The sequence below is a fragment of the Kitasatospora sp. NPDC056076 genome (assembly GCF_042266305.1).
Taxonomy (GTDB): Bacteria; Actinomycetota; Actinomycetes; order Streptomycetales; family Streptomycetaceae; genus Kitasatospora.
Map to the genome: position 1 here is coordinate 100,452 of NZ_JBHJWG010000013.1, position 25,845 is coordinate 126,296.

Annotated in this window: 20 protein-coding genes; 1 reads left to right on the forward strand and 19 read right to left on the reverse strand. The window is 75.7% G+C overall.

Annotated features, from left to right (window positions below):
• Window positions 1–31: 31 nt before the first annotated feature.
• From ACFC1T_RS13425 to bldG, 11 genes are all read right to left on the reverse strand, one after another.
• Window positions 32–1,756 carry an alpha/beta hydrolase gene (locus ACFC1T_RS13425; RefSeq protein WP_375887558.1) on the reverse strand — a complete coding sequence of 575 codons (1,725 nt, stop codon included), beginning with the start codon at window positions 1,754–1,756 and terminating at the stop codon, window positions 32–34.
• A 132-nt stretch (window positions 1,757–1,888) separates the two neighbouring features.
• Window positions 1,889–3,085 carry a hypothetical protein gene (locus ACFC1T_RS13430; RefSeq protein ID WP_375887560.1) on the reverse strand — a complete coding sequence of 399 codons (1,197 nt, stop codon included), beginning with the start codon at window positions 3,083–3,085 and terminating at the stop codon, window positions 1,889–1,891.
• Window positions 3,086–3,435: 350 nt separating this feature from the next.
• Entirely contained in the window at window positions 3,436–4,647 is a 1,212-nt protein-coding gene (locus ACFC1T_RS13435) for a DNA polymerase III subunit delta' (RefSeq protein WP_375887698.1), read from the reverse strand.
• 284 nt (window positions 4,648–4,931) lie between these two features.
• Window positions 4,932–8,300 carry a dTMP kinase gene (tmk, locus tag ACFC1T_RS13440; protein ID WP_375887562.1) on the reverse strand — a complete coding sequence of 1,123 codons (3,369 nt, stop codon included), beginning with the start codon at window positions 8,298–8,300 and terminating at the stop codon, window positions 4,932–4,934.
• A gap of 260 nt (window positions 8,301–8,560) precedes the next feature.
• Window positions 8,561–11,428 carry a type I DNA topoisomerase gene (topA, locus tag ACFC1T_RS13445; RefSeq protein WP_375887564.1) on the reverse strand — a complete coding sequence of 956 codons (2,868 nt, stop codon included), beginning with the start codon at window positions 11,426–11,428 and terminating at the stop codon, window positions 8,561–8,563.
• A 427-nt stretch (window positions 11,429–11,855) separates the two neighbouring features.
• Window positions 11,856–12,332: a DUF3592 domain-containing protein gene (locus ACFC1T_RS13450; RefSeq protein ID WP_375887567.1), complete on the reverse strand. Its 477-nt coding sequence runs from the start codon at window positions 12,330–12,332 to the stop codon at window positions 11,856–11,858.
• A 246-nt stretch (window positions 12,333–12,578) separates the two neighbouring features.
• Complete coding sequence (locus ACFC1T_RS13455; RefSeq protein WP_375887568.1) at window positions 12,579–14,111, reverse strand: methyltransferase; 1,533 nt, start codon at window positions 14,109–14,111, stop codon at window positions 12,579–12,581.
• A 184-nt stretch (window positions 14,112–14,295) separates the two neighbouring features.
• A complete protein-coding gene (locus ACFC1T_RS13460) occupies window positions 14,296–15,072 on the reverse strand; it encodes a hypothetical protein (protein ID WP_375887571.1) in 777 nt (258 codons plus the stop codon).
• Window positions 15,073–15,237: 165 nt separating this feature from the next.
• Window positions 15,238–15,606, reverse strand: coding sequence for a cyclophilin-like fold protein (locus tag ACFC1T_RS13465; RefSeq protein WP_375887574.1), 369 nt, complete (start codon window positions 15,604–15,606; stop codon window positions 15,238–15,240).
• Between the two features lie 162 nt (window positions 15,607–15,768).
• Window positions 15,769–16,188, reverse strand: a complete 420-nt coding sequence (locus ACFC1T_RS13470) for an ATP-binding protein (protein ID WP_375887576.1) — start codon at window positions 16,186–16,188, stop codon at window positions 15,769–15,771.
• Window positions 16,189–16,344: 156 nt separating this feature from the next.
• Window positions 16,345–16,686 carry an anti-sigma factor antagonist BldG gene (gene bldG, locus ACFC1T_RS13475; protein WP_188305076.1) on the reverse strand — a complete coding sequence of 114 codons (342 nt, stop codon included), beginning with the start codon at window positions 16,684–16,686 and terminating at the stop codon, window positions 16,345–16,347.
• Between the two features lie 230 nt (window positions 16,687–16,916).
• Here bldG and ACFC1T_RS13480 point away from each other — a divergent pair, with 230 nt between their 5' ends.
• Entirely contained in the window at window positions 16,917–19,340 is a 2,424-nt protein-coding gene (locus ACFC1T_RS13480) for a DEAD/DEAH box helicase (RefSeq protein WP_375887579.1), read from the forward strand.
• Here the strand turns inward: ACFC1T_RS13480 and ACFC1T_RS13485 are convergent.
• From ACFC1T_RS13485 to ssd, 8 genes are all read right to left on the reverse strand, one after another.
• The gene (locus ACFC1T_RS13485; protein ID WP_375887581.1) at window positions 19,335–19,922 is read right to left on the reverse strand and encodes an Rv3654c family TadE-like protein; all 588 of its coding nucleotides are present in this window, start codon (window positions 19,920–19,922) and stop codon (window positions 19,335–19,337) included. The two genes, ACFC1T_RS13480 and ACFC1T_RS13485, sit on opposite strands and share 6 nt — an antisense overlap.
• Window positions 19,923–20,008: 86 nt before the next feature.
• Window positions 20,009–20,512, reverse strand: a complete 504-nt coding sequence (locus tag ACFC1T_RS13490; protein WP_375887583.1) for a TadE family type IV pilus minor pilin — start codon at window positions 20,510–20,512, stop codon at window positions 20,009–20,011.
• A complete protein-coding gene (locus tag ACFC1T_RS13495; protein WP_375887585.1) occupies window positions 20,502–20,774 on the reverse strand; it encodes a DUF4244 domain-containing protein in 273 nt (90 codons plus the stop codon). The genes ACFC1T_RS13490 and ACFC1T_RS13495 overlap by 11 nt, the downstream gene beginning before the upstream one ends.
• A gap of 74 nt (window positions 20,775–20,848) precedes the next feature.
• The gene (locus ACFC1T_RS13500) at window positions 20,849–21,418 is read right to left on the reverse strand and encodes a type II secretion system F family protein (protein WP_375887586.1); all 570 of its coding nucleotides are present in this window, start codon (window positions 21,416–21,418) and stop codon (window positions 20,849–20,851) included.
• A 251-nt stretch (window positions 21,419–21,669) separates the two neighbouring features.
• The gene (locus ACFC1T_RS13505) at window positions 21,670–22,692 is read right to left on the reverse strand and encodes a type II secretion system F family protein (protein ID WP_375887587.1); all 1,023 of its coding nucleotides are present in this window, start codon (window positions 22,690–22,692) and stop codon (window positions 21,670–21,672) included.
• Window position 22,693: 1 nt separating this feature from the next.
• Entirely contained in the window at window positions 22,694–22,915 is a 222-nt protein-coding gene (locus tag ACFC1T_RS13510; protein WP_375887589.1) for a hypothetical protein, read from the reverse strand.
• Window positions 22,912–24,249, reverse strand: a complete 1,338-nt coding sequence (locus ACFC1T_RS13515) for a TadA family conjugal transfer-associated ATPase (RefSeq protein WP_375887592.1) — start codon at window positions 24,247–24,249, stop codon at window positions 22,912–22,914. The genes ACFC1T_RS13510 and ACFC1T_RS13515 overlap by 4 nt, the downstream gene beginning before the upstream one ends.
• Window positions 24,249–25,373 carry a septum site-determining protein Ssd gene (gene ssd / locus ACFC1T_RS13520; protein ID WP_375887594.1) on the reverse strand — a complete coding sequence of 375 codons (1,125 nt, stop codon included), beginning with the start codon at window positions 25,371–25,373 and terminating at the stop codon, window positions 24,249–24,251. The genes ACFC1T_RS13515 and ssd overlap by 1 nt, the downstream gene beginning before the upstream one ends.
• Window positions 25,374–25,845 lie beyond the last annotated feature (472 nt).

Sequence of the window (25,845 nt, forward strand, 5' to 3'; positions counted from 1 at the left end):
CCGGCCGGCGGCTCCCCGGGGCCACCCGGGGCTACCGGTCGCAGCGCTTGCCCTGGTCCGGCGCCTCCCCGGTGAGCAGGAAGCGGTTGACCGCGCCGTCGACGCAGCTGCTGCGCCGCCCGTACGCGGTGTGGCCGTCGCCGTCGTAGGTGAGCAGGCGGCCGGATTCCAGCTGTCCGGCGAGGGAGCGGGCCCACGCGTAGGGGGTGGCCGGGTCGCGGGTGGTGCCGATGACGACGATCGGGGCGGCGCCGGCGGCCCGGATGGTGTGGGCCGCGCCGGTGGCCCGGACGGGCCAGTAGGCGCAGGTCAGGGCCATCCAGGCCATGTCGCGGCCGAAGTGCGGCGAGGCGCGTTCGAAGTCCGGCACCGCCCGCTGGACGTCCTCGGGCGAGCGGAACGGCGCGGGCAGGTCGAGGCAGTTGACCGCCGTGTTGGCGAACATCAGGTTGGGGTAGGAGCCGTCCGCCTCGCGCCCGTAGTAGGCGTCGGAGAGCTTGAGCAGCCCGGTGCCGTCGCCGGCCCTGGCGTCGGTGAGCGCGGTGCGCAGCTTGGGCCAGAGGAACTCGGCGTACATGGCCTGGACGACGCCGGTGGTGGCTTGGGCCTCGGTGAGCCGGCGCCCGTTGTCGGTGCTGGGCAGCGGGTGGGCGTGGACGGTCGCGAGCAGGGCGGTGAGCTGGTCGCCGACCTGCTGTCCGGTGCGGCCGAGCGGGCAGTCCTCGCGCTTGGCGCAGTCCTCGGCGAAGGCGGCCCAGGCGGTCTCGAAGCCGCCGGCCTGGGTGCGGTTGCCGGTGACGGAGTCGAGCGCCGGGTCCATGGCGCCGTCCAGCACCACCCGCCCGACCCGGGTCGGGAACAGGCCCGCGTAGGTGGCGCCGAGGAAGGTGCCGTACGACTTTCCGACGAAGTTGAGCCGCTCGTCGCCGAGCAGGGCGCGCAGCACGTCCATGTCGCGGGCGGACTCGACGGTGCTGAGGTGGCCGAGCGCGGTCCCGGCCTGCCTGCGGCAGCCCTCGGCGAACTCCTTGTCGACGGCGACCAGCGCGTCGACCGCCCCCTGGTCGCCGGGAGCCAGGTCGGCGGCGGTGAAGGCGTCCATCCGCTCGCCGTTCAGGCAGCTGACCGGGTTGCTGCGGCCGACCCCCCGCGGGTCGAGGCCGACCAGGTCGTACCGGGCGCGCACCGTGCGGTCGTACGTCCCGGCGACGGCCTCCAGGTACTCGACCGCCGAGCCGCCGGGGCCGCCCGGGTTGAGCAGCAGCGAACCCGCCCGGGGGGTGTCGCCGGCGGCGCCGGCGCCGCCGGGGTCGTCGGGGTCGTCGGGCAGGGCGGCGGCGCGGGCGGCCGCGAGGGTGAGCTCACCGTCACCGGGGTGGTCGTAGTCCATCGGGACCCGGAAAGTGGCGCACTCGAAGCCGCCGTCGCACGACTGCCAGGCCGGGTGCTGGGCGTAGTACGGCGCGAGTGCGGCGGGGACGGCGGCGGGCAGCGGCTCCAACGGGGTGGCCCCGACGCCGGCACCGTCACCGTCACCACCACCGGGCCGCGCCCCCGCACCCGCGTCCGAGCCCGCCCCCGCACCCGCACCCGCACCCGCACCCGTCGAGTCGGAGGAGGCCTGTCCGGGCACACCGGAGGCGCCGGACCCACCCGCCGGCCCCGAGGAACCCCGGCCGCACCCGCCCGCCGAGGCCGCCAGCAGCCCGACCGCGAGCACCACCGCAACCGCCCGCAACCGCGCGAAGCCCCTCATCCGTCTCCTCCCAACCCACCAGTCCGAGAAACGCACGGGAACGAAGGAACACCGCTGCCCGGTACCCACCCCGGGCACCGGGCAGCGTAACGCCGGCTCGGCCGGCGCTCACGACGCCTCCACCAGCGTCGCTCAGGAAGCCTTGGCCAGCGCCTCGGCCAGGAACTGTGCCGCCTGACGGACCAGTCGCAGCCGCTCCCGGTCCGCCGAGTAGTCCTGCACGTTGTCCGAGATCCGCACCTCGGCCTTGGCCGCCGGGCCCGGAGCGGCCTTGAGCGAGGCCTGCAGCTTGCGGGCCGCGTCGATCCCGGCGGCGTCGCCCTTGGCGGCGGCGAGCAGCAGCTTGGCCGCGCTTCCCGCCGGGGCCTCGGCGCCGGTCTGGGTGAGCGCGGCGGTGTCGTAGCGGCCGGAGACGGCGGCGGCGGCGCCGTACAGGTCCGGGCGGGAGAGCCCGGCCGCGGCGGCGCACGGCGCGCCGCCGTCGACCCCGAGGGTGCCCCAGGAGGCCGGGCCGGGCTGGAGGGTGCGGAAGGAGGCGGCGATCGTGGTGCGCAGGGCCGCGTCGTCGGCGACGGCGGCCGGGGCGGCGGCGACCAGTTCGCAGGGGTGCGCGGTGCCGTTCGGCGCCTCGGGGGCGACCAGGATGAACGGACGGGCGCGGCCGGCCTGCAGGGCGGCGCCGACGCCCTCGAAGACGTCCGGGACCTCGGCGTCGGCGGTCTTGCCCGGGGTGGCGGCGTGCATCACGACGACCGGGAAGCGCGCGTTGGGCTCCTTGGCGTACTGCGCGGGCAGCCAGACCCGGACGTTGCGCGGCTTCCCGTCGGGGCCGAGCACGGCGGACTGCAGCAGTTCGCCGCCGCCCGGGTGCCCCACGCTGTCGAAGCGGCTGACCACGGCGGGGGCGGCCGCCGACGCCGAGGCACCCGCCGCACCCGCCCCCGACGCACCTGCCGCACCCGCCGCACCCGCGGCCGGCTCGGTGGCGACGGGCGGCGCCGCCTGCTGCCGGCCCGCCGTCCCCGGCGCGGAGCCCGACCAGGCCCCGGCCGCGGCCGCGTCGACGGCCGATTCGGTCCGGTCCGTCGAGGACGGGCCGTGCCCGAGACCACCGAACGCCCCGAGCGCGGTGAGCAGCGTCAACGCGGTGACGCACACCCCGCAGACCATCGCCCCTCCCGCCCGGACCAGCATCGGCCACCGGTCGCCCGCCAGCTCGTAGGTCGCGGCGGACTGCAGGTCGCGCCAGCGCTGGAGCGCACCGCGCGCCAGCCAGAGTCCGCCGATGGCGGCAGCCAGCAGGGGAATGACGAGGAGCGGACGAACCACGGAACGCACCACCTCGGGACGAGGGCCGGCGCCGGACCGGACCCGGTGCCGTGCGGGGGGCGACCGCTCCGGCGGCGGGCCCTCCCGACGGGGAGGACCGGGGTACGGCCGGGGCACAGTCGGCCCCCAGCGTGCACAACGGGCACGCCGTCACACGCGGGTGTGCCCGGCGAGTATCGCCCGTTCACTCGAAGGTGGGACGCCGGACCGACCCCCGGCACCTCCGGGCGGCGTACGGCCCCTGCCCCACCGCCGTCCGCACGGCCGCACGACCGCAGAGCCACACCAGCTGACGACCTGACGAGCCGACAACCCGACAGTCGCCCAACCGCCCCCGACCGGGACGCCCCTCAGCCCGCCCGCAGCGCCATCGTCATCGCCTCGACCGCGAGCAGCGGGTCCACGTTGCGGTCCAGCGCCACCCGGCAGGCGAGCACCGCCTCGATCCGGCGCAGGGTGTTCTCGGCCGTCCCGTCCCGGGCGACCCGGTCGAGCGCCTGCCGCTGGTCCTCGTTGGCGAGCACACCGGTGGAGCCGAGCTGGATCGCCAGCACGTCCCGGTAGAACCCGAGCAGGTCGAGCAGCGCGACCCCGAGCGTCTCCCGGCGGGTGCGGGTGGCCCGGCTCTTCTGCCGCTTCTCCAGCTCCTTGACGGCCCCGGCCATGCCGCGCGGCGCCTTGCTGCCCTCGGCGGCGCCGTAGGCGGCCTTGAGGTCGTCGGTCTCCTTGGTGTCCTGGGTCTCGGCGAGGGCCTCGGCGTCCGCCTTGGCGGTGTCGACCAGGCGCTGGGCGGCGGTCAGGCAGCCGCCGATGTCGGCGACCTCCAGCGGGATCCGCAGCACCTCGGCCCGGCGGGTGCGGGCCTGCTCGTCCACGGCGAGGCGGCGGGTGCGTTCGATGTCGCCCTGGCCGGCGAGCGCGGCGAGCCGGGCGGTCTCCGGGTCGACGCCGTCACGGCCGACCAGCATGTCGGCGACCGCCTCGGCGGCGGGCGTGCGCAGCACCAGCAGGCGGCAGCGCGAGCGGATGGTCGGCAGCACGTCCTGGACGGAGGGGGCGCACAGCAGCCAGACGGTGCGCGGGGAGGGCTCCTCCACGCCCTTGAGCAGCGCGTTGGCGGCGGCCTCGGTGAGCCGGTGGGCGGCGTCCACCAGGATCACCGACCAGCGGCCGCCGGTCGGGTAGCTGGAGGCGCGCAGGACCAGGTCGCGCATGTCGCCGACGCCGATGGACAAGCCGTCCGTCCGCACGTACTTGACGTCGGCGTGGCTGCCGGCCAGCACGGTGTGGCAGCCGTCGCAGAACCCGCAGCCGGGCGTGCCGCCCAGCGCGAGGTCGGGGCTGGTGCACTGGAGGGCGGCGGCGAAGGCGCGCGCGGCGGTGACCTGCCCGGCGCCGGGCGGGCCGGTGAACAGCCAGGCGTGCGTCATCAGGGAGGCGTTCCCGCCCTGGTCGGCGGCGGCGCCGCGACCGGCCTCGACCGTCGCCCCGGCCGCCCGGGCCGCGGCGGTCAGCTGTTCGACCACCCGATCCTGACCCACCAGGTCGTCCCAGACGGCCACTGCTGCTCCCAAGCTCCGTACGGCAGCGCGCCAGGCGCCGATTCCCCGCCGTCGAGCATACGTCTCCGCTCCGACAGCCACTGCTCCGTCCGAGGCGCACCGGGCCGCGAACGACGGCCGAACCGCCGCCGCCCCGCACCGCACCCCCGCCGAGCCCACGGCCGAACCCACGGCCGACCGCCGCGCGCCCCCGGGTACGACGACGGGCGGTGCCACCCCGGGGCTCCCCCGGTGCGACACCGCCCGTCCTCCAACCGGCCGTCGGACCTCCCGGCCCGCGCTGCTCAGCTGCGTCGGCCCCAGCGGCGGCTCTTGCCCTTGTCCTTGCCCTTCCCGCCGTCCTCGCCGCGGTCGTCCCCGCCACCGCGGCCGGAGTCGGCCCGGTCTCCGCCGTGCTCCCAGTGCGCCCACTCGTCCCGCGAGCCGAGCAGCGTGTCGGTGAGGCTCGGCAGGTCGTCCATCGGCGTCTCCTCGGCCCAGTCCGGCCTCGGCCGCTCGGCGGTGGACTGCGACTCGCCGGACTGTGACTCGCCGGCCTGCGGAACCACCGGCAGCTCACGGGTACTGTCCACCGGCTCGCCGGGACGCCCCGGACCGACCCGCGGCAGCACTGCGGTCTCGTCCACGGCGGGAACCCTCGGCAGCACGGCCGTCTCGTCCACCGCCGGCACCTTCGGCAGCACCGCGGTCTCGTCGACGGCCGGCACCTTCGGCAGCCGGGTGGTCGCCTCAACAGCCTCAGCCGCCCTCGCGGCCTTCGCAGCCTCAGCGGCCTCAGCCGCCCGGACGGCCGCCTGCCGGTCCTGCGGCGTCAGCTCCCGCGTCGCCTCGTCGCCGAGGCCGCCCGCCGCGTCCCGAGAAGTGTCCCGAGGCTCGTCCCGAGGCGCGTCACGAGGCGTGTCCCGAACCGCCCGGAGCTCCGCCGTCGCCGCCGCACCGGCCCGGTCCGCAGCCGTCTGCGCCGCTGCAGCCGCAGCCGCGAGCGCGGCGGCCTGCGCCAGCCGGGCTTCCTCGGCCCGCTGCAGCGCCTCCTCCGCCCGGCGCCGCTGCTCCTCGCGCGCCAGCTCCCGCTGCCGCTGGAGCTCGGCTTGGGCGGCCGCCTCGTCGGCGATCCGCTTCCGTTCGGCGGCCTCCGCCGCCAGCCGGACCTCTTCCTCCGCCCGACGGCGAGCCTCTTCCTCGGCCCGGCGACGGGCTTCCTGCTCGGCCCGGCGGCGGGCCTCCTCCTCGGCCTTGCGCCGCGCCTCGGCGGCGACCCGCTCGGCCTCCTCCTTGGCGAGCCGCTCCTGCTCGGCCTGCTCGGCCCGCAGCTGCGCCAGCACCTCCTGGCGCTTGCGCTCGGCGGCCTCCTCCTCGGCCTTCCTGCGGGCCTCCTCGGCAGCGCGCCGCTCGGCCTCCTCCTTGGCCAGCCGCTCCTGCTCGGCGCGGGCGGCCTTCTCCTGCTCGGAGAGCGGCAGCTCGCGGTCGAGCCGGTGGCGGATGGCGGTGGTGACGAAGCCGGGGGCCTGGCTGCCGTCCACCACCAGGTAGCGCGCCGGGTCGGCGGCCGCGAGGGCGAGGAAGCCGGCCCGGACCCGCTGGTGGAACTCGGTGGGCTCGGACTCCAGCCGGTCGAGCGCCTCGGTGAAGCGCTGCCGGGCCCGGGTCGGGTCGACGTCCAGCACCACGGTGAGGTCGGGCAGCAGTCCGCCGGTCGCCCAGCGGGAGATCCGGGCGACCTCGGTGGCGGCCAGGTCGCGCCCGGCGCCCTGGTAGGCGATGGAGGAGTCCATGTACCGGTCGGTGATCACCACGGCGCCGCGGGCGAGGGCCGGCCGGATGACGTTCTCGACGTGCTCCGCGCGGTCGGCCGCGTAGATCAGCGCCTCGGCGCGGTGCGACAGGCCGGTGTTGCCGACGTCCAGGACGAGGCCGCGCAGCCGCTGGCCGACCGGGCTGCCGCCGGGCTCGCGGGTGAGCACGACCTCGTGCCCCTTGCCGCGGATCCACTCGGCGAGTGCCTGGGCCTGGGTGGACTTGCCGGCGCCGTCGCCGCCCTCCAGGGCGATGAAGAAGCCGGTGCCGGCACCCCGGTGCGGCACCGGGCCGCTGCCGCCGCGGACGGCGTCGACCAGGTCCCGGCCGAACGGCACGGTGCCGCGCCGGTCGTCGGTGCGCAGCAGCACGACGGCGGCGAGGACGAGGGTGAGCAGCCCCGCGGTGGCGACGGCGAGGGCGCCGCCGCCGTGGATGAAGGTGAACGAGCCGGGCTCGACGGTGCCGTACTCGACGTCCCCGTACCCGGCGGCGATCAGCGGGACGACGACCAGCGCGGCGGCGACCACGGCCCGCAGCACCGCGTACAGGTGCTCGGTGACCTTGGACAGCCGGGCCTCCTCGACCTCCTGGGCGAGCAGGCCCCGCCCGGCGGAGACGACGATCCCGGCGGCCAGTCCGGCCAGCACGGTGAGCAGCAGGACCAGCACGAAGTCCAGCACCAGCCCGGCCAGGATCAGCGCGACGCCCTCGGCGAGCAGCGCCAGCGCGAGCAGCCGGCGGCGGGAGAGCGAGGGCAGGGTGGCCCGGGTGAGCCGGGCGCCCAGCGCCGGGGCACTGGCCGCGGCGAGCACGACCAGGCCGTAGCCGATCGGTCCGGCCCGGTGCTCGGCGGCGGTGAGCAGCGCCAGGGCGGCGACGCCCGCCATCGAGGCGTAGCCGGCCGCGACGGCGAAGGTGAAGTACGGGGCGCTGCCGGTGCGGCCCTTGCCCAGGGCGGGGCCGGGGGTCGCGTCGGTGGGGGCGCGCAGGCCGGTCAGCGGCGAGTGCGGGGCGACGGCCACGGGGCCGCCGGGCAGCTGCTGGAGGTGGCCGCGGACGGCCGCGGCGGTGAACAGGCCGGCCGCGCCGAGCGCCGCGAAGGTCAGCTGGTGGGCGCGCAGCCAGTCCGAGCCGAGCGCCGCACCGACGTTGTTGACCAGGGTGAACGCGACCAGGCCGAGGGCGCCGAGCGGCACGGTGACCCAGCCGGTGAACCGGTCGATGCTCCGGACGGTGTCCAGGTTGGCGGCGGCCGGCCGCCGCTCGGCGGCCGGGGCGTACGGGTTGGCCGGCGGCAGCAGGCCGGGGACGGCGACGGCCCTGGCGATCCCCCGGACCCGCTCGGCCGCACCGGTGAGGAACACCGTGGCGAGCAGCACGTAGCCGGCCCCGCCGGAGGGCCGGGGGCCGGAGCCCAGCCAGACCGTCCACCAGGGCGCGAGCCCGATCAGCAGGGCGCTCAGCGCGTCGGCTCCGACCAGCGTCCAGCGCCGGTCGAGCTTGCCGGCGACCAGCTGGTGCACCGGCTCCAGCAGCGCCACGCCGACCAGCCCGGTGGCCGCCACCCGGGCGGCGAGGACGGCCGCCACGGCGAAGGCGAGGCTGCGCGGCAGGTCGCCGAACTGCCCGCCCTGGGCGACGGCGATCACGGTGAGCGCGAGCAGCACCAGCAGCCCGAGCCGGTCGGCGGTGCCGCCGATCAGCTGCGTGGTCCACAGGCGCCGGTAGGGCCTGGTCCGCAGCAGCGCCCGGGCCCGGTCCACCGGGGTGCCGGCGGGCGCGACCTCGGGCAGGTCGGGCCCGGTGGCTCCGGCGGCCGGGGCGGCGCTGGGGGTGGGCTGCTCCTCGCTCGTCATACGGTCAGCGTAGCGGGCTGGGCTTTGCCGGATTGAGACGAAGGGGGTTCCGGTTCGCCCTCATCACCGGCCTGTGACGATCCCTGCACAGAGCTCGGGCCCGGCCCCGCACAGAGCTCGGGCCCGCGCCCCCTGGTGGGGGACGCGGGCCCGGTGCCGCCGTCGAGCTGCCGTCGAGCTGCCGTCGAGCTGCCGCCCGACGGATCAGCCTCGTCGGATCAGCCCCGACGGATCAGCCCCGTCGGATCAGCCCCGTCGGATCAGCCCTCGTCGGTGGTGGCGGTGGTCTTGGCGGCCGCGGTCTTCTTCGCGGCCGTCTTCTTCGCCGCCGCCGTCTTGGTGGTGGTCGTCTTCTTCGCCGCCGTCTTCTTGGCGGCGGTCTTGGTCGCCGTCGCCTTGGCGGTGGTCGTCTTCTTGGCCGCGGCCTTCTTCGCCGGGGCCTTCTTCGCCACCTTCTTCACCGGCCCGCGCGCCCGCTTCTCGGCGAGCAGCTCGTAGCCGCGCTCCGGCGTGATGGTCTCGACCTCGTCGTCCTTGCGCAGCGTGGCGTTGGTCTCGCCGTCGGTCACGTACGGGCCGAAGCGGCCGTCCTTGACCACCACCGGGCGCTCGGAGACCGGGTCGGTGCCCAGCTCCTTGAGCGGCGGGGCGGCCGCGGCGCGACCGCGCTGCTTGGGCTGGGCGTAGATCGCCAGCGCCTCGTCGAGGGTGATGGTGAAGAGCTGGTCCTCGCTGGTGAGCGAGCGCGAGTCGGTGCCGCGCTTGAGGTACGGGCCGTAGCGGCCGTTCTGCGCGGTGATCTCGGCGCCCTCGGCGTCGGTGCCGACCACGCGCGGCAGCGAGAGCAGCCGCAGCGCGTCCTCCAGGGTGACGGTGTCCAGCGCCATCGTCTTGAACAGCGAGGCAGTGCGCGGCTTGACGGCGTTCTTGCCGGTCTTGGGCGTGCCCTCGGGCAGGATCTCGGTCACGTACGGGCCGTAGCGGCCGTCCTTGGCGACCAGCATGTTGCCGCTGACCGGGTCCGGGCCGAGCTCGAAGTCGCCGCTGGGCTTGGCCAGCAGCTCCTCGGCCAGCTCGACGGTCAGCTCGTCCGGCGGCAGCTCGTCCGGGATGTCGGCGCGCTGGCCGGGCTCGCCCTCGACGGCCGAGGCGCGCTCGACGTACGGGCCGTAGCGGCCGACCCGCAGGGTGATGTCGTCACTAATCCGGAACGAGCTGATCTCCCGGGCGTCGATCGCGCCGAGGTCGGTGACCAGTTCCTTCAGGCCGCCCAGGTGGTCGCCGTCGCCGTTGCCGGCCTCGGCGGCACCGCCGGCCGCGCCCTCGCCCTCACCGAAGTAGAAGCGCTTGAGCCACGGCACGGACTTCGCCTCACCGGCGGCGATCCGGTCGAGGTCGTCCTCCATCCTCGCGGTGAAGTCGTAGTCGACCAGCCGGCCGAAGTGCTTCTCCAGCAGGTTGACCACGGCGAAGGAGAGGAAGGACGGGACGAGCGCCGTGCCCTTCTTGAACACGTACCGGCGCTGGATGATCGTGTCGATGATCGACGCGTAGGTGGAGGGGCGGCCGATCTCGCGGTCCTCCAGCTCCTTGACCAGCGAGGCCTCGGTGTAGCGGGCCGGCGGCTTGGTGGCGTGGCCCTCCGGGGTGATCCGCTCGGCGGCCAGCGGGTCGCCCTGGGCGACCTGCGGCAGCCGGCGCTCGCGGTCGTCGAGCTCGGCGTTCGGGTCGTCGGCGCCCTCGACGTAGGCCTTGAGGAAGCCGTGGAAGGTGATGATCTTGCCGGAGGCGGAGAACTCGACGTCCCGCCCGTCGGCGGAGGCGCCACCGACCCGGACGGTGACGGACTGGCCGACCGCGTCCTTCATCTGGGAGGCGACGGTGCGCATCCAGATCAGCTCGTACAGCCGGAAGTCGTCGCCGCTCAGACCGGTCTCGGCGGGGGTGCGGAAGCGGTCGCCGGAGGGGCGGACGGCCTCGTGCGCCTCCTGGGCGTTCTTGACCTTGCTGGCGTAGGTGCGCGGGGCGTCCGGCAGGTAGTCGGCGCCGTACAGCTGGGTGACCTGCGCGCGGGCGGCGGTGACGGCCGTCTCCGACAGCGTGGTCGAGTCGGTGCGCATGTAGGTGATGAAGCCGTTCTCGTACAGCTTCTGGGCCACCTGCATGGTCCGCTTGGCACCGAAGCCCAGCTTGCGGCTGGCCTCCTGCTGGAGCGTGGTGGTGCGGAACGGCGCGTACGGCGAGCGGCGGTACGGCTTGGACTCGACGCTGCGGACGCTGAACGCGGTCTGCTCCAGGGCGGCGGCCAGCTGACGCGCGGCCTGCTCGTCCAGGTGCAGGGTGTTGGTGCTGCCGGCCTTGAGCCGGCCGTCCGAACCGAAGTCGCGGCCGCTGGCGATCCGCTTGCCGTCGACCGAGGCCAGCCGGGCGCCGAAGGTCTCCGGGTTGGCGGCGTCGGCCGGGGTGCGGCCGGTGCCGAAGGTGCCGACCAGGTCCCAGTACGAGGCGGTGTGGAAGGCCATCCGCTCACGCTCGCGCTCGACCACCAGACGGGTCGCCACGGACTGCACCCGGCCCGCCGACAGCTTCGGCATGACCTTCTTCCACAGCACCGGCGAGACCTCGAAGCCGTAGAGGCGGTCGAGGATGCGGCGGGTCTCCTGGGCGTCGACCAGGCGCTGGTTCAGCTCGCGCGGGTTGGCCACGGCCTCCTGGATCGCCGTCTTGGTGATCTCGTGGAACACCATCCGGTGCACCGGCACCTTGGGCTTGAGGACCTGCTGGAGATGCCACGCGATGGCCTCGCCCTCGCGGTCCTCATCGGTGGCCAGGAAGAGTTCGTCGGACTCCGCCAGGAGCGACTTCAACTTGCTGACCTGGGACTTCTTGTCCGCGTTGACCACGTAGATCGGAGCGAAGTCGTGATCGACGTCCACTCCGAGGCGGCGCACCTCGCCGGTGTACTTGTCCGGCACCTCGGCCGCGGTGCTGGGCAGGTCGCGGATGTGCCCGACGCTCGCCTCGACGATGTAGCCGGGGCCCAGGTAGCCCTTGATCGTCTTCGCCTTGGCCGGCGACTCGACAATGACGAGTCGCTGTCCGTGCGCGGTCTCGCTGCTCGGGGACACCTTCGCTCTTCTCTCCCGGTCCTTATGTGGCTGGTCGGCGCTGGCAGCACGGGCTGCGCTCCGCCCGACCCCTCCACCGTCCCGGGGTCGCCACTGCACGACACCCCACCAGCGGAGTGTGACCGTACCCCGGCCACCCTTGTCAAACGGACGGATCCCGCTGTTTCGCTTGCCGCGCTCACCGACGCCACTCGAACGGTAACCCGATGACGGAGGTTCGCGCCCCGTGGAGGGGGGCTTCGGCAGGTTCCGGAGGATGGAATGACGGATTTCAAGATCTGTCAACGGAAAATCGGCGCGCATGCGGTATGGCGCTCTCCGGATCGCGCCGGACCCGGCCGCCGGACGACAGCCGACGGACCGCCGGATCCGGCCGACGGACCCTGACACCGGGTCCGGCCGACCGACCGAGGGGCTGCTCGCCCCCTCAGCGGCCGATCGCCGCCAGCAGCCCGGCGCCCGCCCCCAGGCACGCCACCCCCAGGGCGCACCAGAGCAGGTCGACGACCGCCGCCCGGCCGATCTCCCCGGCCGCCAGCACCGCCCGGCGGGGGCGGTCCGGGTCGTAGCAGATCCGCACCGGGGCTCCGGGCGCGAACCGCTCCGGACGGCGCAGCGGGGTGTGCCCGCGCGGCCGGGTGAGCACGAGTTCCGCGATCCGGCCGGAACCGGAGCCGGAGCCCGGCCCGGCCCCGCCGACCGTCGGCGGCACGGAGAAGGAGAGCAGCGGCGCGCTGTCCAGCTGGCCGTGCACGTCCCTCTCGGCGACGACCGTCGCCACCACCGGAACCCCCGAGCGGCGCACCCGGTGGCGAAGGCGCACTTCGGCGGCGCACCAGAGCAGCAGCGCGCCACCGAAGAGGGCGAGCACCAGCCCGCCGACGGTCGCCGTCGTCGTGTCCACCCCTGGCCCCCGGCTCCCCAACTCTGTCCACAGCCTGTGGACAGAGCCTCACAGCACCCGACCAACGGCGGGCAGCCGGACGGGGACCACCGGACGAACCAGGGGGTACGGGAGGGTGAACCGGAAGGTGCCGGAGCGGCGTTCTACCGAACGGGACCGGAGTACGGCACGGCGCCACGCCACACGGCACGGCCCCGCACGGCACCGCACCGCACGGCACCGCGCCGAACCTCAGCGCACCGGACCTCACCGCACCGGGTCGATGAACCCCTGCTCGGTCAGCAGCCGGAGCGACTCCGGCACCCGGTCCCGCAGCACCACCCGGTCCTCGCCCAGCAGGTGCGCGATGGCGTCCACGATCTCGCCGGCCGACAGCGTGCCGTCGCACACCCCGACGAACCCGGCGCCGACCGTGTCCACCTTGGTGGCCCGCCGCATGCCCCGGTTGTGCCGCAGCACCACGTGCTCCGGGTCCTCCGCCCCCGGCGCACCGACCTGTTCCTGGACCACCTCGTCGGCCAGCACGTAGCGGGCCGCGAGCAGGCCCGCGTCGTCGTGCGAGCGCAGGAAGTCCTGCCGGTCGAACCACGCGTCGATGTGCGGACCGAGCGGCTGCTCCACCGGGTGCGGCCACTCCTCCACCCGCACGGTCGGACGCTCGGCGCCGCCCGCCCGCAGGGTGATCCAGCCCATCCCGATGCCCTCGACCCGGCCCGCCTCGAAGGCGTCCAGCCACTCGCCGTACCGGGCCTGGTAGTCGCCGCCCGGGCCGCGGTGGTCACCGCCGTCGCGCAGCCACAACTCGGCGTACTGGGCCACGTCCTGGACCTCGCGCTGGACCACCCAGGCGTCCAGTCCGGTGCCCGCCACCCAGCCGGCCAGCCGCTCCTGCCAGTCCTCGCCCCTGACGTGCTGCCAGTTGGCGAGCAACTGGCAGTAGCCGCCCGGCTCCAGGTGCTCGGCGGCCGACCGCACCAGGCTGCGGCACAGGTCGTCCCCGGCCATGCCGCCGTCACGGTAGGTGAACCGGCCGCCGGGCGAGATCACGAACGGCGGGTTGGAGACGATCAGGTCGAACTTCCGCTCCCCGACCGGCTCGAAGAGACTGCCGGTGAACACCTCGGTGGCGTCGAACCCGGACAGCGCCAGGGTCAGTTCGGTGAACCGCAGGGCACGCGGGTTGAGGTCGGTGGCGGTGACGCTCCCGGCGTGCCGGGCCGCGTGCAGCGCCTGCACGCCGGAGCCCGAACCGAGGTCCAGCGCCGCCCGGACGGGACGGCGCACGGTGATGTTGGCCAGCGTGGTGGACGCCCCGCCGACCCCCAGCACCAGGTCCTTGCGGGCCACCCCGTGCGCGGTCTCACCGGAGCCGATCCCGCCCGCGCCACCGACCGCGCACCCCAGGTCGGACACCACCCAGGCGTCCGAACTGGGCATCCCGGAAACCTCGTTGGCGTACGGCCGGACGTCCACGGTGGCGCGCACCAGGTCCCCGTCCGGGCGCAGCCAGCCGTCCGCCAGGCAGTCCTCCACCGGCAGCGCGGCGGCGGCCGCCCGGTACGGCACCGGCTGCTGCAGCAGGAAGAGCCGCACCAGCGTCTCCAGCGGGCTGCCGCCCCGCGTCGCGCGCAGCGCCGGGACGGCCTCACTGCGGGCCAACGCCGCGTAGCCGGTGGGCCCCAGGAGGTCCAGGCACCCATCGGCGGTGAACGAGGCGGCCAGCAGCGCCTCGCGCAGCTTGGCCAGGCGGGTCGGGTCGAGAACGGGGCTACTGATCACCCCGCCATTGTCCCCCGCCTCACCCCGCCCCGGCCCCACCGGCCCGCCGACCCCACCGGGAGCGCAGGCCCGGCCCCACGCCCCCGCCGACGGCCGGAGCGCCCCACCGGACGCACCGGGACGTCGGGACGTCGGGACGTCGGGCAGGGCCTCCGGAAGCCGGGACGCCGGACAGGACCTCGGCTCAGCTCGCGCTGGGTGCCGGCGTCGCCGGGGCCGAGGACGAAGCCGGGGCCGCCGGGGTGGTGGCGCCCGCCGAGGGGGCGGCCGCCGGGCTCGCGCTGTCCGTCCCACCCGGCGCGGGGCTGCCGCTGGGGGCACCCGCCGAGGAGGTGGCACCGGCGCTCGGGCTGCCGCCCGCGCCGGGGGTGGCCGTGGAGCCACCGGCACTGCCGCTCGCCCCGGCACCCGGGGTGGCCTGGGAGGGCTTGCACCCCTCCTGCTTGGCCATCGCCTTGCCGAGGTCGCCGCTGCCCAGCTTGCTCTGCGCCTGGGTGGACAGCGAGGACAGCCGGCGCAGCTGGTCGCCGACGCTGTTCAGCCCGTCCGCGAACTTCGCCTGGTCGTCGATGGCCAGGGCGTCCAGCTTCTTCTGGACGTCCAGGTAGCCGTCGGCCGCCTTCTTCAACTCGTCGACGGTGTCCTTCTGCAGCGCGGCACCGTTGTCCACCTTGGGCGCACCGGCCGCGTCGATCGCGGCCGCGATGTCCTGGTTGGTCTTGCCCAGTCGCCCGATGTCCGCCGACAGCCGCTTCCGCAGGTCGGTCGGGGACTCACCGGTCTTCACCTGGGCGGTGTCGGCGAGCGCGACCTGTGCCTGGGCGATCGGGTCCTTGGCCGCGCCGCAGACGTTCGACGCCCAGGAGTCCAGCTGCTTGCTGTTGTCGTCGCCGCCGCAGCCGACGGCGCCGAACGCGAGCAGCACGCCGAGGGCGGGTACGGCCAGCAGTCGCTTGTTCACCGGGAGGAGCCTTTCGGTTTCGGTCGTCTTCGGTCGTCGAACCTACACGGCCGTCACCGCCCGTCCGGTTCCCGGCTGCCCGGCTCCCGCCCCTCCCGGCCCCGAACTCCCGCCCCACGCACGGTGCCCGGCCCCCGCCCGGCGCCCACGGCTCCTCCCCGACGCTCAGGCCCGCTCGACCCGGATCGGATCGCCCGGCCGCACGGTGCTCAGCACCCGGGCATCGCCGTCCAGCAGGCCGAGGACGTTGCAGGGACCGGCCAGTCGGCACTCGCCGTCGTGCGAGATCGGGGTCGGTCCGTACGGCAGCGCGAGGCTGTCGCCGTCGGTCCAGTACGCGACCGTGCCCGGCTCGACCACCTGCCGGGCACCGTCCTCGCGCGGCACGCTCACGGGCGTGCCGAAGTAGACCTCCTCGCCCCAGGTGGAGGCCGTGGAACTGATCGGCAGCTCGGCCCAGAGCGCTTCGGTGGTGGGGGTGGCCGCCAGCGTGGCGGTGGCCTGCCCGGCCGGCCACAGGATGCGGATCCGCATGTGCTTCCTCTTCCGCAACGAGGTCCGGTCGATGACCGGACCCGGTCGTGCCGGAAGCAGCGAACCGCCGGGCCGCACACCTTGTCAACGGGCGTCCGGAACGTGGGCGTCCGGAGTACGGGCGTCCGGAACGTGGGCGCCCGCAGGCACAGCCGGGTGACGTCAGACCGCGACGGAGGGCACCGACACCGGCCAGCTCATCCGGATCACGCCGCCGTCGGCGCCGTTGGTGACCTCCAGGTCCTCGACCAGGCCGGTGATCACGGCGAGTCCCAGGGTGTCCTCGTCCGGGTCGCCGCCCTCGGCGGCACCGGCGGCCGGGACCGCGGCGGGGCCCGCCTCGTCCTCGACCTCGATGAGGAAACGCTTCTCCTGGTCGGTCAAAGCGACCCGCACCGTGCCGCCGATCCCACCACGCTGGTGCAGACCGACCGCACGGGAGCACGCCTCACCGACCGCGAGCCGTACCTCGTCGAGCACCGACTCGTCGACCCCGGCCCGTCTGGCGACGGCCGCGGCGACCAGCCTGGCCGTCCGCACGTGCTCGGGAAGCGCGCTGAATCGAAGTTCGACGGTTGCCATCTCTCCCCCTCGGGGTACTCCGACCGGGGCCGACAGCGCGGCCCCGCGGACCGGCTGGACCGGCCCTGAGACGCCCGGGGAACGGGGGCCGCACAGGCCCCCGCGCCCCGAACGCGTGGAACGGGCGGGCCGACCGCGGGGGCCGGCCCGGACGCGTCAGTCGGTCGCGGCGACCGCGTCGTCCACCGAAGTGTGGATCGGGAAGACCTTCGTCAGACCGGTGATCCGGAAGATCTTGAGAATGCGCTCCTGGTTGCACACCAGGCGCAGCGAGCCCTCGTGGGCACGCACCCGCTTCAGACCGCCCACGAGCACGCCGAGGCCGGTCGAGTCGAGGAAGTCGACGCCCTCCATGTCGACGACGAGGTGGTACTTGCCGTCGTTGACGAGCTCGACCAGCTGCTCCCGCAGCTTCGGGGCGGTGTACACATCGATCTCGCCGCCAACCTCGACGACCGTACGATCGCCGACTGCACGGGTCGACAGGGACAGGTCCACGGAACCTCCAGCACCTTGCCTTGCTACGTCATGTGCGATCCTCGGCCGGACGGCCGCCACCGCATGGTCGCGAGCCCGGGCGCGCCAAGCCAACAAGCCAACGCGTGGCGAGCCTCAGCGCTGCGACCCACGGCCATACGGCCGTCACGGCCACATTCAACCACCTGCGACCATGACCGCACGATGGCTTACGACGATTCTCCGTCACGCCGGTGACACACTGGGTCCTCATGCCGCCCCGACACAGCCTGCCCGAGGCACTGCTCACGACCCTGTCCACCAGTCGGGGGCGGGCCGACCGGCTCACCCATACGGAGCACCTTCCCGCCCGGCCTGCGCGTTATTCACCGTGGCCCGACTCGATCCGACCGGAGATCGTCGCCGCCGCGGCGGACGTCGGGGTGGAACAGCCCTGGGCGCACCAGGCAGAAGCGATGAACCTGGCCAAAAGCGGCCAGACTGTGGTGATCGCCACAGGCACCGCCTCGGGCAAGTCGCTGGGCTACCTGGCACCGGTCCTCAGCGACCTGCTGGAGGGCACCGAGGCCCGCAACGGCCGCGGCGCCACCGCGCTCTACCTGGCCCCGACCAAGGCGCTCGCCGCCGACCAGCGCCGCCGCGCCGCCGAACTCGCCCCGCCCCGGGTCCGGGCCGCCCTGTACGACGGCGACACGCCCCCCGAGGAGCGCGAGTGGGTCCGCCAGTACGCCTCCTACGTGCTCACCAACCCGGACATGCTGCACCGGGGCATCCTCCCCGCGCACGCCCGCTGGGCCTCCTTCCTCAAGGTGCTGCGCTACGTGGTCGTCGACGAGTGCCACAGCTACCGGGGCGTGTTCGGCTCGCACGTCGCCCAGGTGCTGCGGCGGCTGCGCCGCCTCTGCACCCGTTACGGTTCGTCACCCACCTTCCTGCTCGCCTCCGCCACCACCGCCGACCCGGCCATCACCGCCCGGCGACTGACCGGTCTGCCCGCGGCGGCCGTCACCGAGGACGCCTCGCCGCGTGGCCCGATGGTCTTCGGCCTCTGGGAGCCGCCGCTGACCGAGAACGTCGGGGAGCACGGCGCCCCGGTGCGCCGCACCGCCACCGCCGAGGCCGCGTACCTGCTGACCGACCTGGTCGAACGGCAGACCCGGACGGTCGTGTTCGTCCGCTCCCGGCGCGCCGCCGAACTCGTCGCCCTGCAGACCCAGGACCAGCTCGGCCGACCGCTCGCCGAGCGGGTGGCCGCCTACCGCGGCGGCTACCTCGCCGACGAACGCCGGGCCCTGGAGCGCGACCTCCACTCCGGCCGACTGCTCGGACTCGCCTCCACCTCCGCCCTCGAACTCGGCGTCGACATCTCCGGCCTCGACGCCGTCCTGATGGCCGGTTACCCCGGCACCCGGGCCTCGCTCTGGCAGCAGGCCGGCCGGGCGGGCCGGGAGGCCCAGGGCGCGCTGGCCATCCTGATCGCCCGCGACGACCCGCTGGACACCTACCTGGTGCACCACCCGGAGGCGCTGTTCGCGACACCCGTCGAGGCCACCGTGCTCGACCCCGACAACCCGCACGTACTCGCCCCGCACCTGTGCGCGGCCGCCGCCGAACTCCCGCTCACCGACGCCGACCTGGAGCTGTTCGGGCCCTCCACCGCACCGCTGCTGCCGGTACTGGAACGGCGCGGCCTGCTGCGCCGGCGCACCGACGGCTCCTGGTACTGGACCCGCCGGGAGCGCGCCGCCGACGCCGTCGACCTACGGGGCAGCGGCGGCAGCCCGGTGCAGATCGTCGAGGCCGACACCGGCCGGCTGCTCGGCACCGTGGACGCCGCGGCCGCCCACACCACCGTCCACACCGGGGCCGTCCACCTCCACCAGGGCCGTACCTACCTGGTCCGGGAGCTCGACCTGGAGGACTCGGTCGCCCTGGTCGAACCGGCCGACCCGCCGTACACCACGGCCGCCCGTGACATCACCTCCATCTCCGTCCTCGACACCGACACCACCGTCCACTGGGGCGAGGGCCGGCTCAGCTTCGGCTCGGTGGAGGTGGTCAACCAGGTGGTCGGCTACCTCCGGAAGCGGATCTCCACCGGGGAGATCATGGGCGAGAGCAAGCTCGACCTCCCGCCCCGCACCCTGCGCACCCGCGCCGTCTGGTGGTCCGTCACCGAGGACCAACTGCTCGACGCGGACCTGCCGCTCGACCGGCTGCCCGGCGCCGCCCACGCCGCCGAGCACGCCTCGATCGGGCTGCTGCCGCTGTTCGCCACCTGCGACCGGTGGGACATCGGCGGCGTCTCCGTCCCGCTGCACCCCGACACCGGGCTGCCCACGGTGTTCGTCTACGACGGCCACCCGGGCGGCGCCGGCTTCGCCGAACGCGGCTTCCAGCGCGCCGTCGAGTGGCTCACCGCCACCCGCGCGGCGATCGCCTCCTGCGAGTGCGAGCGCGGCTGCCCGTCCTGCGTCCAGTCGCCCAAGTGCGGCAACGGGAACGACCCGCTGGACAAGACGGCCGCCGTCCGACTGCTGGACGTCCTGCTGGCCGGAGCGCCCGGGGCGGCTGCGGCGGCGGCCCCCGCCGCAGGCCCGGCGGTAGGGCCAGCGGTAGGACCCGCGGTGGGCCCCGCAGCGGACCCGGAGGGCGGAGCACCGGCCGCTTCATGAGGCCACCGCCCCGCCCGGGGCCGTGGGCGCACCGGGGGCCGGCAACGGGCCGGGGGCCGTGGGCGCGGCGCTCGGGGTCCCGCCAGGGGTACCGGGGCCGCTGGGGCCGCCAGGACCTCCAGGGCCGCCCAGCGCCTCGCCGAGGCCGTCCTCGGCCGCGGTGGCCGGGGCCCGCACCGGTCCGGCCCGCGACCTCGCCCGCGCCGGACCGACCGGCAGCCGCCGCGGAAGCCCACCGACCGGCACCTCGGCCACCACCTCGACGGCGTCCGCGGAGCGGTCCACCGCGCAGGACACCAGCGCGGCCCCCTGCGCCGCCGCGATCCCGACGGCCCGGGCGCAGCCACCGTCCGGGTCCAGCAGCAGCCGGTCCGCGGCCGCGAGGGCCGCCAGGTCGGCTGCCGACTCGGCCCGGTGCCGGGCGGCCACCACCGTGCCGACCGCGACCGTCGCCGCGAAGACCGTCGTGCCCAGCATCGCCAGGGCGAGCAGCCAGACCGTCGCCGAGCCCGTGTCCGCCCCGTACCCGCCCCTGCCCGGTACCGCCGCCCGAGCGCTACGGACCCGCCCGAACCGTCCCAACCGCGCCGGCCACTCCACCGCCCACCGACGGCCAACCGGACGGCAGTCGGCCGAGCTGGCAGTCCTCCGAGCCACCTGTCGAGCCGTCAGGCGGGCCATCCACCTCCACCTCCTCCCTCCACGGTCCCTTCCGCTCCTTCCGTTCCTTCCGCGGTGCCGCCCAGCACGTCCTCCCGGGCGGCCACCGCCATCGCACCGACCCGGACGGCGAGCAGCCCGGCCAGCCTCCCCGGCGCCGCGCACGGGGCGTCCACGTCGACCCGTACCGTGTCCGCCGCGACCGCCACCCGGACCCGGGCCCCCGGCGGAGCCGCCGCACGGGCGAGTCCGGCGGCGTCCGACTCGCCCCGGGCGGCCGCCCTGGCGCCGATCCTGGCCGCGTCCACGCAGGTGATCTGCGCCGCGGCCGCGAGCACGCCCCAGATCAGCATCGCCGCGAGCAGGACGAGCGCGGGCAGCAGCACCGCCGTCTCCGCCGTGACGAAGCCGGCGTCCCCGCGCCGCCCCCGCCACGACCCCTGCCACGGCCTCCGTACGGCCCGTCCGGCCCGGTTCGACCGGCCGGGTCGCGGTCGGGCGCTACGTCGCACGGAGCGCCCGTTCCAGCGTCTCGGTCAGCGCCCCGGTGATGGCCGCGCTGGTGACCACCTTGTACAGCCCGGCCGCGAGGGCGCACGCACCCAGCGTGCCGACGGCGTACTCAGCCGTGGTCATCCCGGCGTCCGAACGCCCCCGGTACCGCGCCACCCTGCGCACCCGGCCGGCGACCCCGCGGCTCTTCCGCCGCCACGCTCCCGGCAGGTGCTGGAACGGACGCCCGATGCTGGGCCTGGTCGCGAAAACTGCAGTCATCGATCTCTCCTGTCTGGATACTTACCGGTTCCTCTCGCGAGTCCCGGCCCGATGGGCCCGGACCCGACACCCACTCACATCGCCCACCCGAAACGGCTGGTCAGGCCGATCACCACCGGCACCACTCCGATCAGGACGAAGGCCGGCAGGAAGCAGAGCCCGAGCGGCGCGGTGGCGAGCACCGCGGCCCGGCGGACCCTGACGTGGGCCGCCCGGGCGGCGGCGGTCCGCTGCTCCCGGGCCAGTTCGACCAACGGGCCGGTCGCGGGAGCTCCACCGAGGCTCGTCCGGACCAGGCACCGCGCCAGCGGCGCCAGCGCCGGGTGCCGTGCGCCCAACCTGGTCCAGCAGAGCTCCGGCGGTGCGCCCAGGACCAGTTCGGCCCCGATCGCGACCAGCCTCGGCCCCAGCGGTGCGCCCACGCTCCGCCCCACCGCCGCCACCGCCGCCGAGGGCAGCGCCGCCGCTCCGAGGCAGGCCGCCAACAGGTCGGCGCCCAAGGGAAGTTGCCTGAGCAGCAACTGCTCCTCCAGCATCGCCCGGCGATCCGTCGGCGACCTGGCCCGGGCCGACCACCGGTGCACGCCCACCGCTGCCAGCGCCCCGGCCACCGCACCGGGGCCACCGCCGACCAGCGCCGCCACCGCCAGCCCCGCGACGACCGCCGTCGCCAGTCGCCGCCGGGGTCCAACCCCGCTGCGCCCAACACCGGTGCGCCCAAGATCGGTGCGCCCGGGCCAGGTTCGACTCCGCGCCTCCTCTCGTTCCCGCTGCCAGGCGAACGCCCTCCGTCCGGCGCTGCGCCCCGCCCCGTGCCGGGCCACCCCGGCCGCAGCCGCCGATAGCGCCACGGCCGTCACCGAAAGCCCGGCCGGCACCCACCCGCCCAGTCGCATCACCCCGCCCCCGCTCCGACATCGAGCGCCCACAGGCCCTCTCGCCGCCCACCGCCACGCCGAGGCAGGCCCGTCACCCCAGGACGGCTCCCCACACCCCAGGGGGCCTCCAACGCGCCCTGGGCCGCCGCCCGGACGATCCGGGCCGTCCAGAGCACCCCCAGGCCCTCCAGTACCGCCCCCGCCCCCAGACAGCCGAGTCCGGCCGGGGTGTGCAGCAGGACCTCCACCGGACGGGCCCCCAGCGCTCCGCCCAGGAGCAGCCCCGCGCCCGGCAGGGCGGCCAGGACCGCGATCGTCGCGCGCGGTCCGGCCAGCTCCCCCGCGATCTCCTCGGTCAACGCCCGCTCACCGCGCAGCGCCTCCGCGACCCGGTCCAGCGCGGCGGCCAGCCCCGACCCGCCGTCGGAGGCCACCCGCCAGCAGGCCGCGATCGCTGCCGCCCCGCTGCCGCCGGGCAGTTCGGCGAGCAGCTGGAGCGCAGCGGGGACGTCCCCGCCGTAGCGCCCCGCCGCCAGCCGGGCCACCGGCTCCGCGCCGAGCCGGCGCAGCCCGTCCGGGTCCGCGGCCAGCCGGGCCGTGACCAGGTGCAGGGCCTGCTCCGGGGTCGCACCGCTGCGCAACTCCCCGGCCAGCGCGGCACACAGCTCCACCACCGCGGCGGCCCGCCGCCCGGCCTCGGCCTCCCGTCGCCGCCGCAGCCGCCACCTCCTCAGGGGGAGGACGGCCAGCACTCCCGCGAGCACCGGCACGGGCGAGGCGGTCGCCTGGCCGACGACCAAGCCCACCGGCAGCGCCAGTAGTTCGGGTGCCAGCAGCCCAAGCAGCCGACCCCGCACCCGGCCCACCTCCTCCGGCTGCGGCCCGTGGACCGGGGGCCCGTACACCGGGGGCCCGCTGCCCGCCGGCACCAGCCTGGAGCGCCGCCCACCGGGTAGCTGCTCCTGGACCGCCCGCCACCCGACGGCGGCCAGCAGGCACAGCAACGTCACCCAGCAGAGCGCCGGTTGGACCTGCGTCATGTCACCCACCTCCCTGCCCTCGACCCTTCCGGCCCGCTGCCCCGAGCAGCACCAGGGCGCCCGCCGCACACGCGACCAGGAACAGCACGAACCCGATCTCCGCCAGCCGCAGCTCCCGCTCGGCCCGGCCCGCCCCCGTCAGCGCCACCGCCGCTGCCACCGACACCGGGGCCGGCACCCACACCGGCACCGCGGTCGAGACCGCCGCCACCACGGCCCTCATGGCGTCACCGCCCCGATCGCCACCCCGCGAGCGGCCAGCAGCCCGACCAGCCGTTCCCAGCCCGCCCCCGGCACCAGGCCGCCCGCGGCCGGGAACCGCACCGCCGGGGTGGTCACCGCCAGCCCGTTGCCGTCCCCGGCCAGTGTGTGGATCTCCGCCACCCGGCGCCGCCCCGAGTCCGAGTCCCGGACCAGGTGCACCACCACGTCCAGCGCGGCCCGCAGTTGGCTGTGCAGGGCCGGGCGGTCGAGCCCGGCGAGCGAGCCGAGCGCCTCCAGCCGGACCGGCACGTCCGCCGCCGTGTTGGCGTGGACGGTCCCGGAACCGCCCTCGTGGCCGGTGTTGAGCGCGGCCAGCAGGTCCGACACCTCGGCCCCGCGCACCTCGCCGATCACCAGCCGGTCCGGCCGCATCCGCAGTGCCTGCCGGACGAGGTCCCGCAGGGTGAACTCGCCCAGCCCCTCCTGGTTCGGCGGTCGGCTCTGCAGTCGGACCACGTGCGGGTGGGCCGGCCGCAGTTCGGCGGAGTCCTCGGCGACGACGATCCGTTCGTCCGGACCGACCAGGCCGAGCAGGGCAGCGAGCAGGGTCGTCTTGCCCGATCCCGTCCCGCCCGAGACCAGGAGCGACAGCCGCGCCCGCACGATGCCGGCCAACAGCTCCGCGCCCTCCGGTGGCAGCGCGCCGCCCGCCACCAACTCGTCCAGCGTGAAAGGCCGGGGCCGCCACACCCGTAGCGAGATGTGCGTGCAGCCGGCCGCGATCGGCGGCAGCACCGCGTGCAGCCTGGTGCCGTCCGGCAGTCGGGCGTCCACCCAGGGCCGGGCGTCGTCCAGGCGCCGCCCGGCCGCGGTGGCCAGCCGGTGGGCCAACCGCCGCACCGCCTCGGCGTCGGCGAACCGGACCCCGGTGGCCCGGTGCAGACCGCCGCCACGGTCGACCCACACCTCGTCCGGACCGTTCACCAGCACGTCCGTGACGTCGGGCGCCGCCAGCAGCCGCTCCAGCGGGCCCGCACCCACCAGTTCGGCGCGCAGCGAGCGCACGGTGTCCAGCACTTCGTCCCCGCCGAGCGGTGGCCGGGTGGCCCGCAGCACGGCTGCCACCGAGCCCGCCGTCGGGGCGGCCCCGGACTCGGCCAGCCGCAACCGGACCGCGTCCACCAGCTCGGCCGACCGCTCCTCGCTGGCCGTCCGACCGTACGGGCAGGGCCCGTGTCCGGCCGGGCCCGGCCCGCCGGGCGGCGGCACGCTCCGGAGCGGCCGGTGCTCCCGCGCACCGTCGCCCGGGGCCGGGGCACCGCCCCGCGTTCCTGTCCTGCGCAGACGGACCATCAGTACGCACCTCCTCCGACCGCCGACACCGGCGGCAGCACCTCGTTCAGGAAGCTCGCGCAGAAGCGCGCGAGCGGACCGCCCTCCCGTGTGCCGGGCGGGACGCCCTTCTCGACGTCCTCGGTCAGCCCCGGCTCCGGTTCCAACTCCCCCGCCAGCTCCAGCCGCAGCCCGCGGGCGATCCGGTGGGCCGGGAGCCCGCCGGCCCGCACCGGCCGCACCACGGCCCGGACGTCCCCGAGCCGCATCCGGGCCGCCGCCGCGACCCGGTCGGCGGCCGCCACCGCACGCAGCTCGGCCGGGACGACCAGCAGTGCCAGGTCGGACTGCTCCAGCGCCTGCCCGGCGGCCGCGTCCAGGTGGCGCGGCACGTCGACCACCACCAGCCCGCCGCGCCGTCGGGAGGCGGCCAGCACGCTGCGCATGGCGGCCGGCGGCACCGTCAGGGTGTCGCCGCGGTCCCAGGACAGGCAGGACAGCCCGGAGAGCCGTTTGAGGGCCGGCAGCGCCCTGGCGAGTTCGGCCCCGCTGACCCGCCCGCGCGAACCGGCCAGGTCGGGCCAGCGCAGCCCGCGGGCCGTCTCGCCGCCGAGCAGGATGTCCAGGCCCCCGCCCAGTGGATCGCCGTCGAGGAGCATGGTCCGCCGCCCGGTCCGCGCGGCCGTGACCGCGAGGGCGCAGGCCAGGGTCGAGGCCCCGGCCCCGCCCCGGCCGCCGAGCACCGCGACGGTGACGGCCGGGGAGCCGACGCCCTCGGCCGCGTCCGCGATCCGGTCCAGCAGCCAGGCCTCGGCGTCGGGCAGGAACAGCACGTGCTCGGCGCCGAGTTGGACGGCTCTGACCCACACGCCGGGGTCGTCGAGGTCCAGCCCGAGCAGCAGGACCCCGCTGCGCCGGCTCAGCCCCGCGCAGTGCTCCGCCCGGTCGTCCCCGACCAGGACCAGCGGGGCGGCCTCCCACAACTCGCGCGGCGGCGGCGCGCCCCTGATCAGCCGGGGCTCGGTGCCCGCTGCCGCGCAGACCCGCAGCAGGTGCTCGGCCAGGTCCTCGTCCCCGGTGACCACGAGCGGCCCGGTGGCCGCGGGGCCATCGGCGGTGACCTGGGAGGTGATCGGCGTCGACATGGTGTTCTCCCCTCTGTGCCGCAGCCACCAGGGGCGGCCGCGGCACGCGTCGGACGGTTCCGACGGACGGCCGCCAGGCAGACCTCTGGGAGAGGAAGGGGTGAGGCCCTGCCCGGCGACCGCCGCCGACCATCACGGTGGGGGGAGATCCGGATTCCGTCATCCACGTTCCGATTGCCTGTGGATAACTCGGGGGTTGTGGATGAAAACGTTCACCCGGACGGGGGGCTATTCGTCGAAGAATTGACGAAAGGGGGTCGCGGGGACGGCCCGGCCGTCCATCGTCCCCCAGCCGACCGCCCTCCCCACCCCCGCCCCAGCGGCCCTGCGCGCCCCATCAGGACGGCCCCGCGCGCCCCGCCAGGACAGTCCCGCTCACCCCCGCCGGAACGACCCCGGGGAGCCGATCGGAACCAGCCGTGGGCATCCTGCGCGTCATGAGCAAACGGCAACGCAGAGTGACGAAAGGTGG

Coding starts and splice junctions, on each gene's coding strand:
- ACFC1T_RS13425 (WP_375887558.1), bottom strand. CDS start 1,756: ATGAGGGGCTTCGCGCGGTTGCGGGCGGTTGCGGTGGTGCTCGCGGTC.
- tmk (WP_375887562.1), bottom strand. CDS start 8,300: ATGACGAGCGAGGAGCAGCCCACCCCCAGCGCCGCCCCGGCCGCCGGA.
- ACFC1T_RS13465 (WP_375887574.1), bottom strand. CDS start 15,606: ATGCGGATCCGCATCCTGTGGCCGGCCGGGCAGGCCACCGCCACGCTG.
- ACFC1T_RS13470 (WP_375887576.1), bottom strand. CDS start 16,188: ATGGCAACCGTCGAACTTCGATTCAGCGCGCTTCCCGAGCACGTGCGG.
- ACFC1T_RS13480 (WP_375887579.1), top strand. CDS start 16,917: ATGCCGCCCCGACACAGCCTGCCCGAGGCACTGCTCACGACCCTGTCC.
- ACFC1T_RS13495 (WP_375887585.1), bottom strand. CDS start 20,774: ATGACTGCAGTTTTCGCGACCAGGCCCAGCATCGGGCGTCCGTTCCAG.
- ACFC1T_RS13505 (WP_375887587.1), bottom strand. CDS start 22,692: ATGACGCAGGTCCAACCGGCGCTCTGCTGGGTGACGTTGCTGTGCCTG.
- ACFC1T_RS13510 (WP_375887589.1), bottom strand. CDS start 22,915: ATGAGGGCCGTGGTGGCGGCGGTCTCGACCGCGGTGCCGGTGTGGGTG.
- ACFC1T_RS13515 (WP_375887592.1), bottom strand. CDS start 24,249: ATGGTCCGTCTGCGCAGGACAGGAACGCGGGGCGGTGCCCCGGCCCCG.
- ssd (WP_375887594.1), bottom strand. CDS start 25,373: ATGTCGACGCCGATCACCTCCCAGGTCACCGCCGATGGCCCCGCGGCC.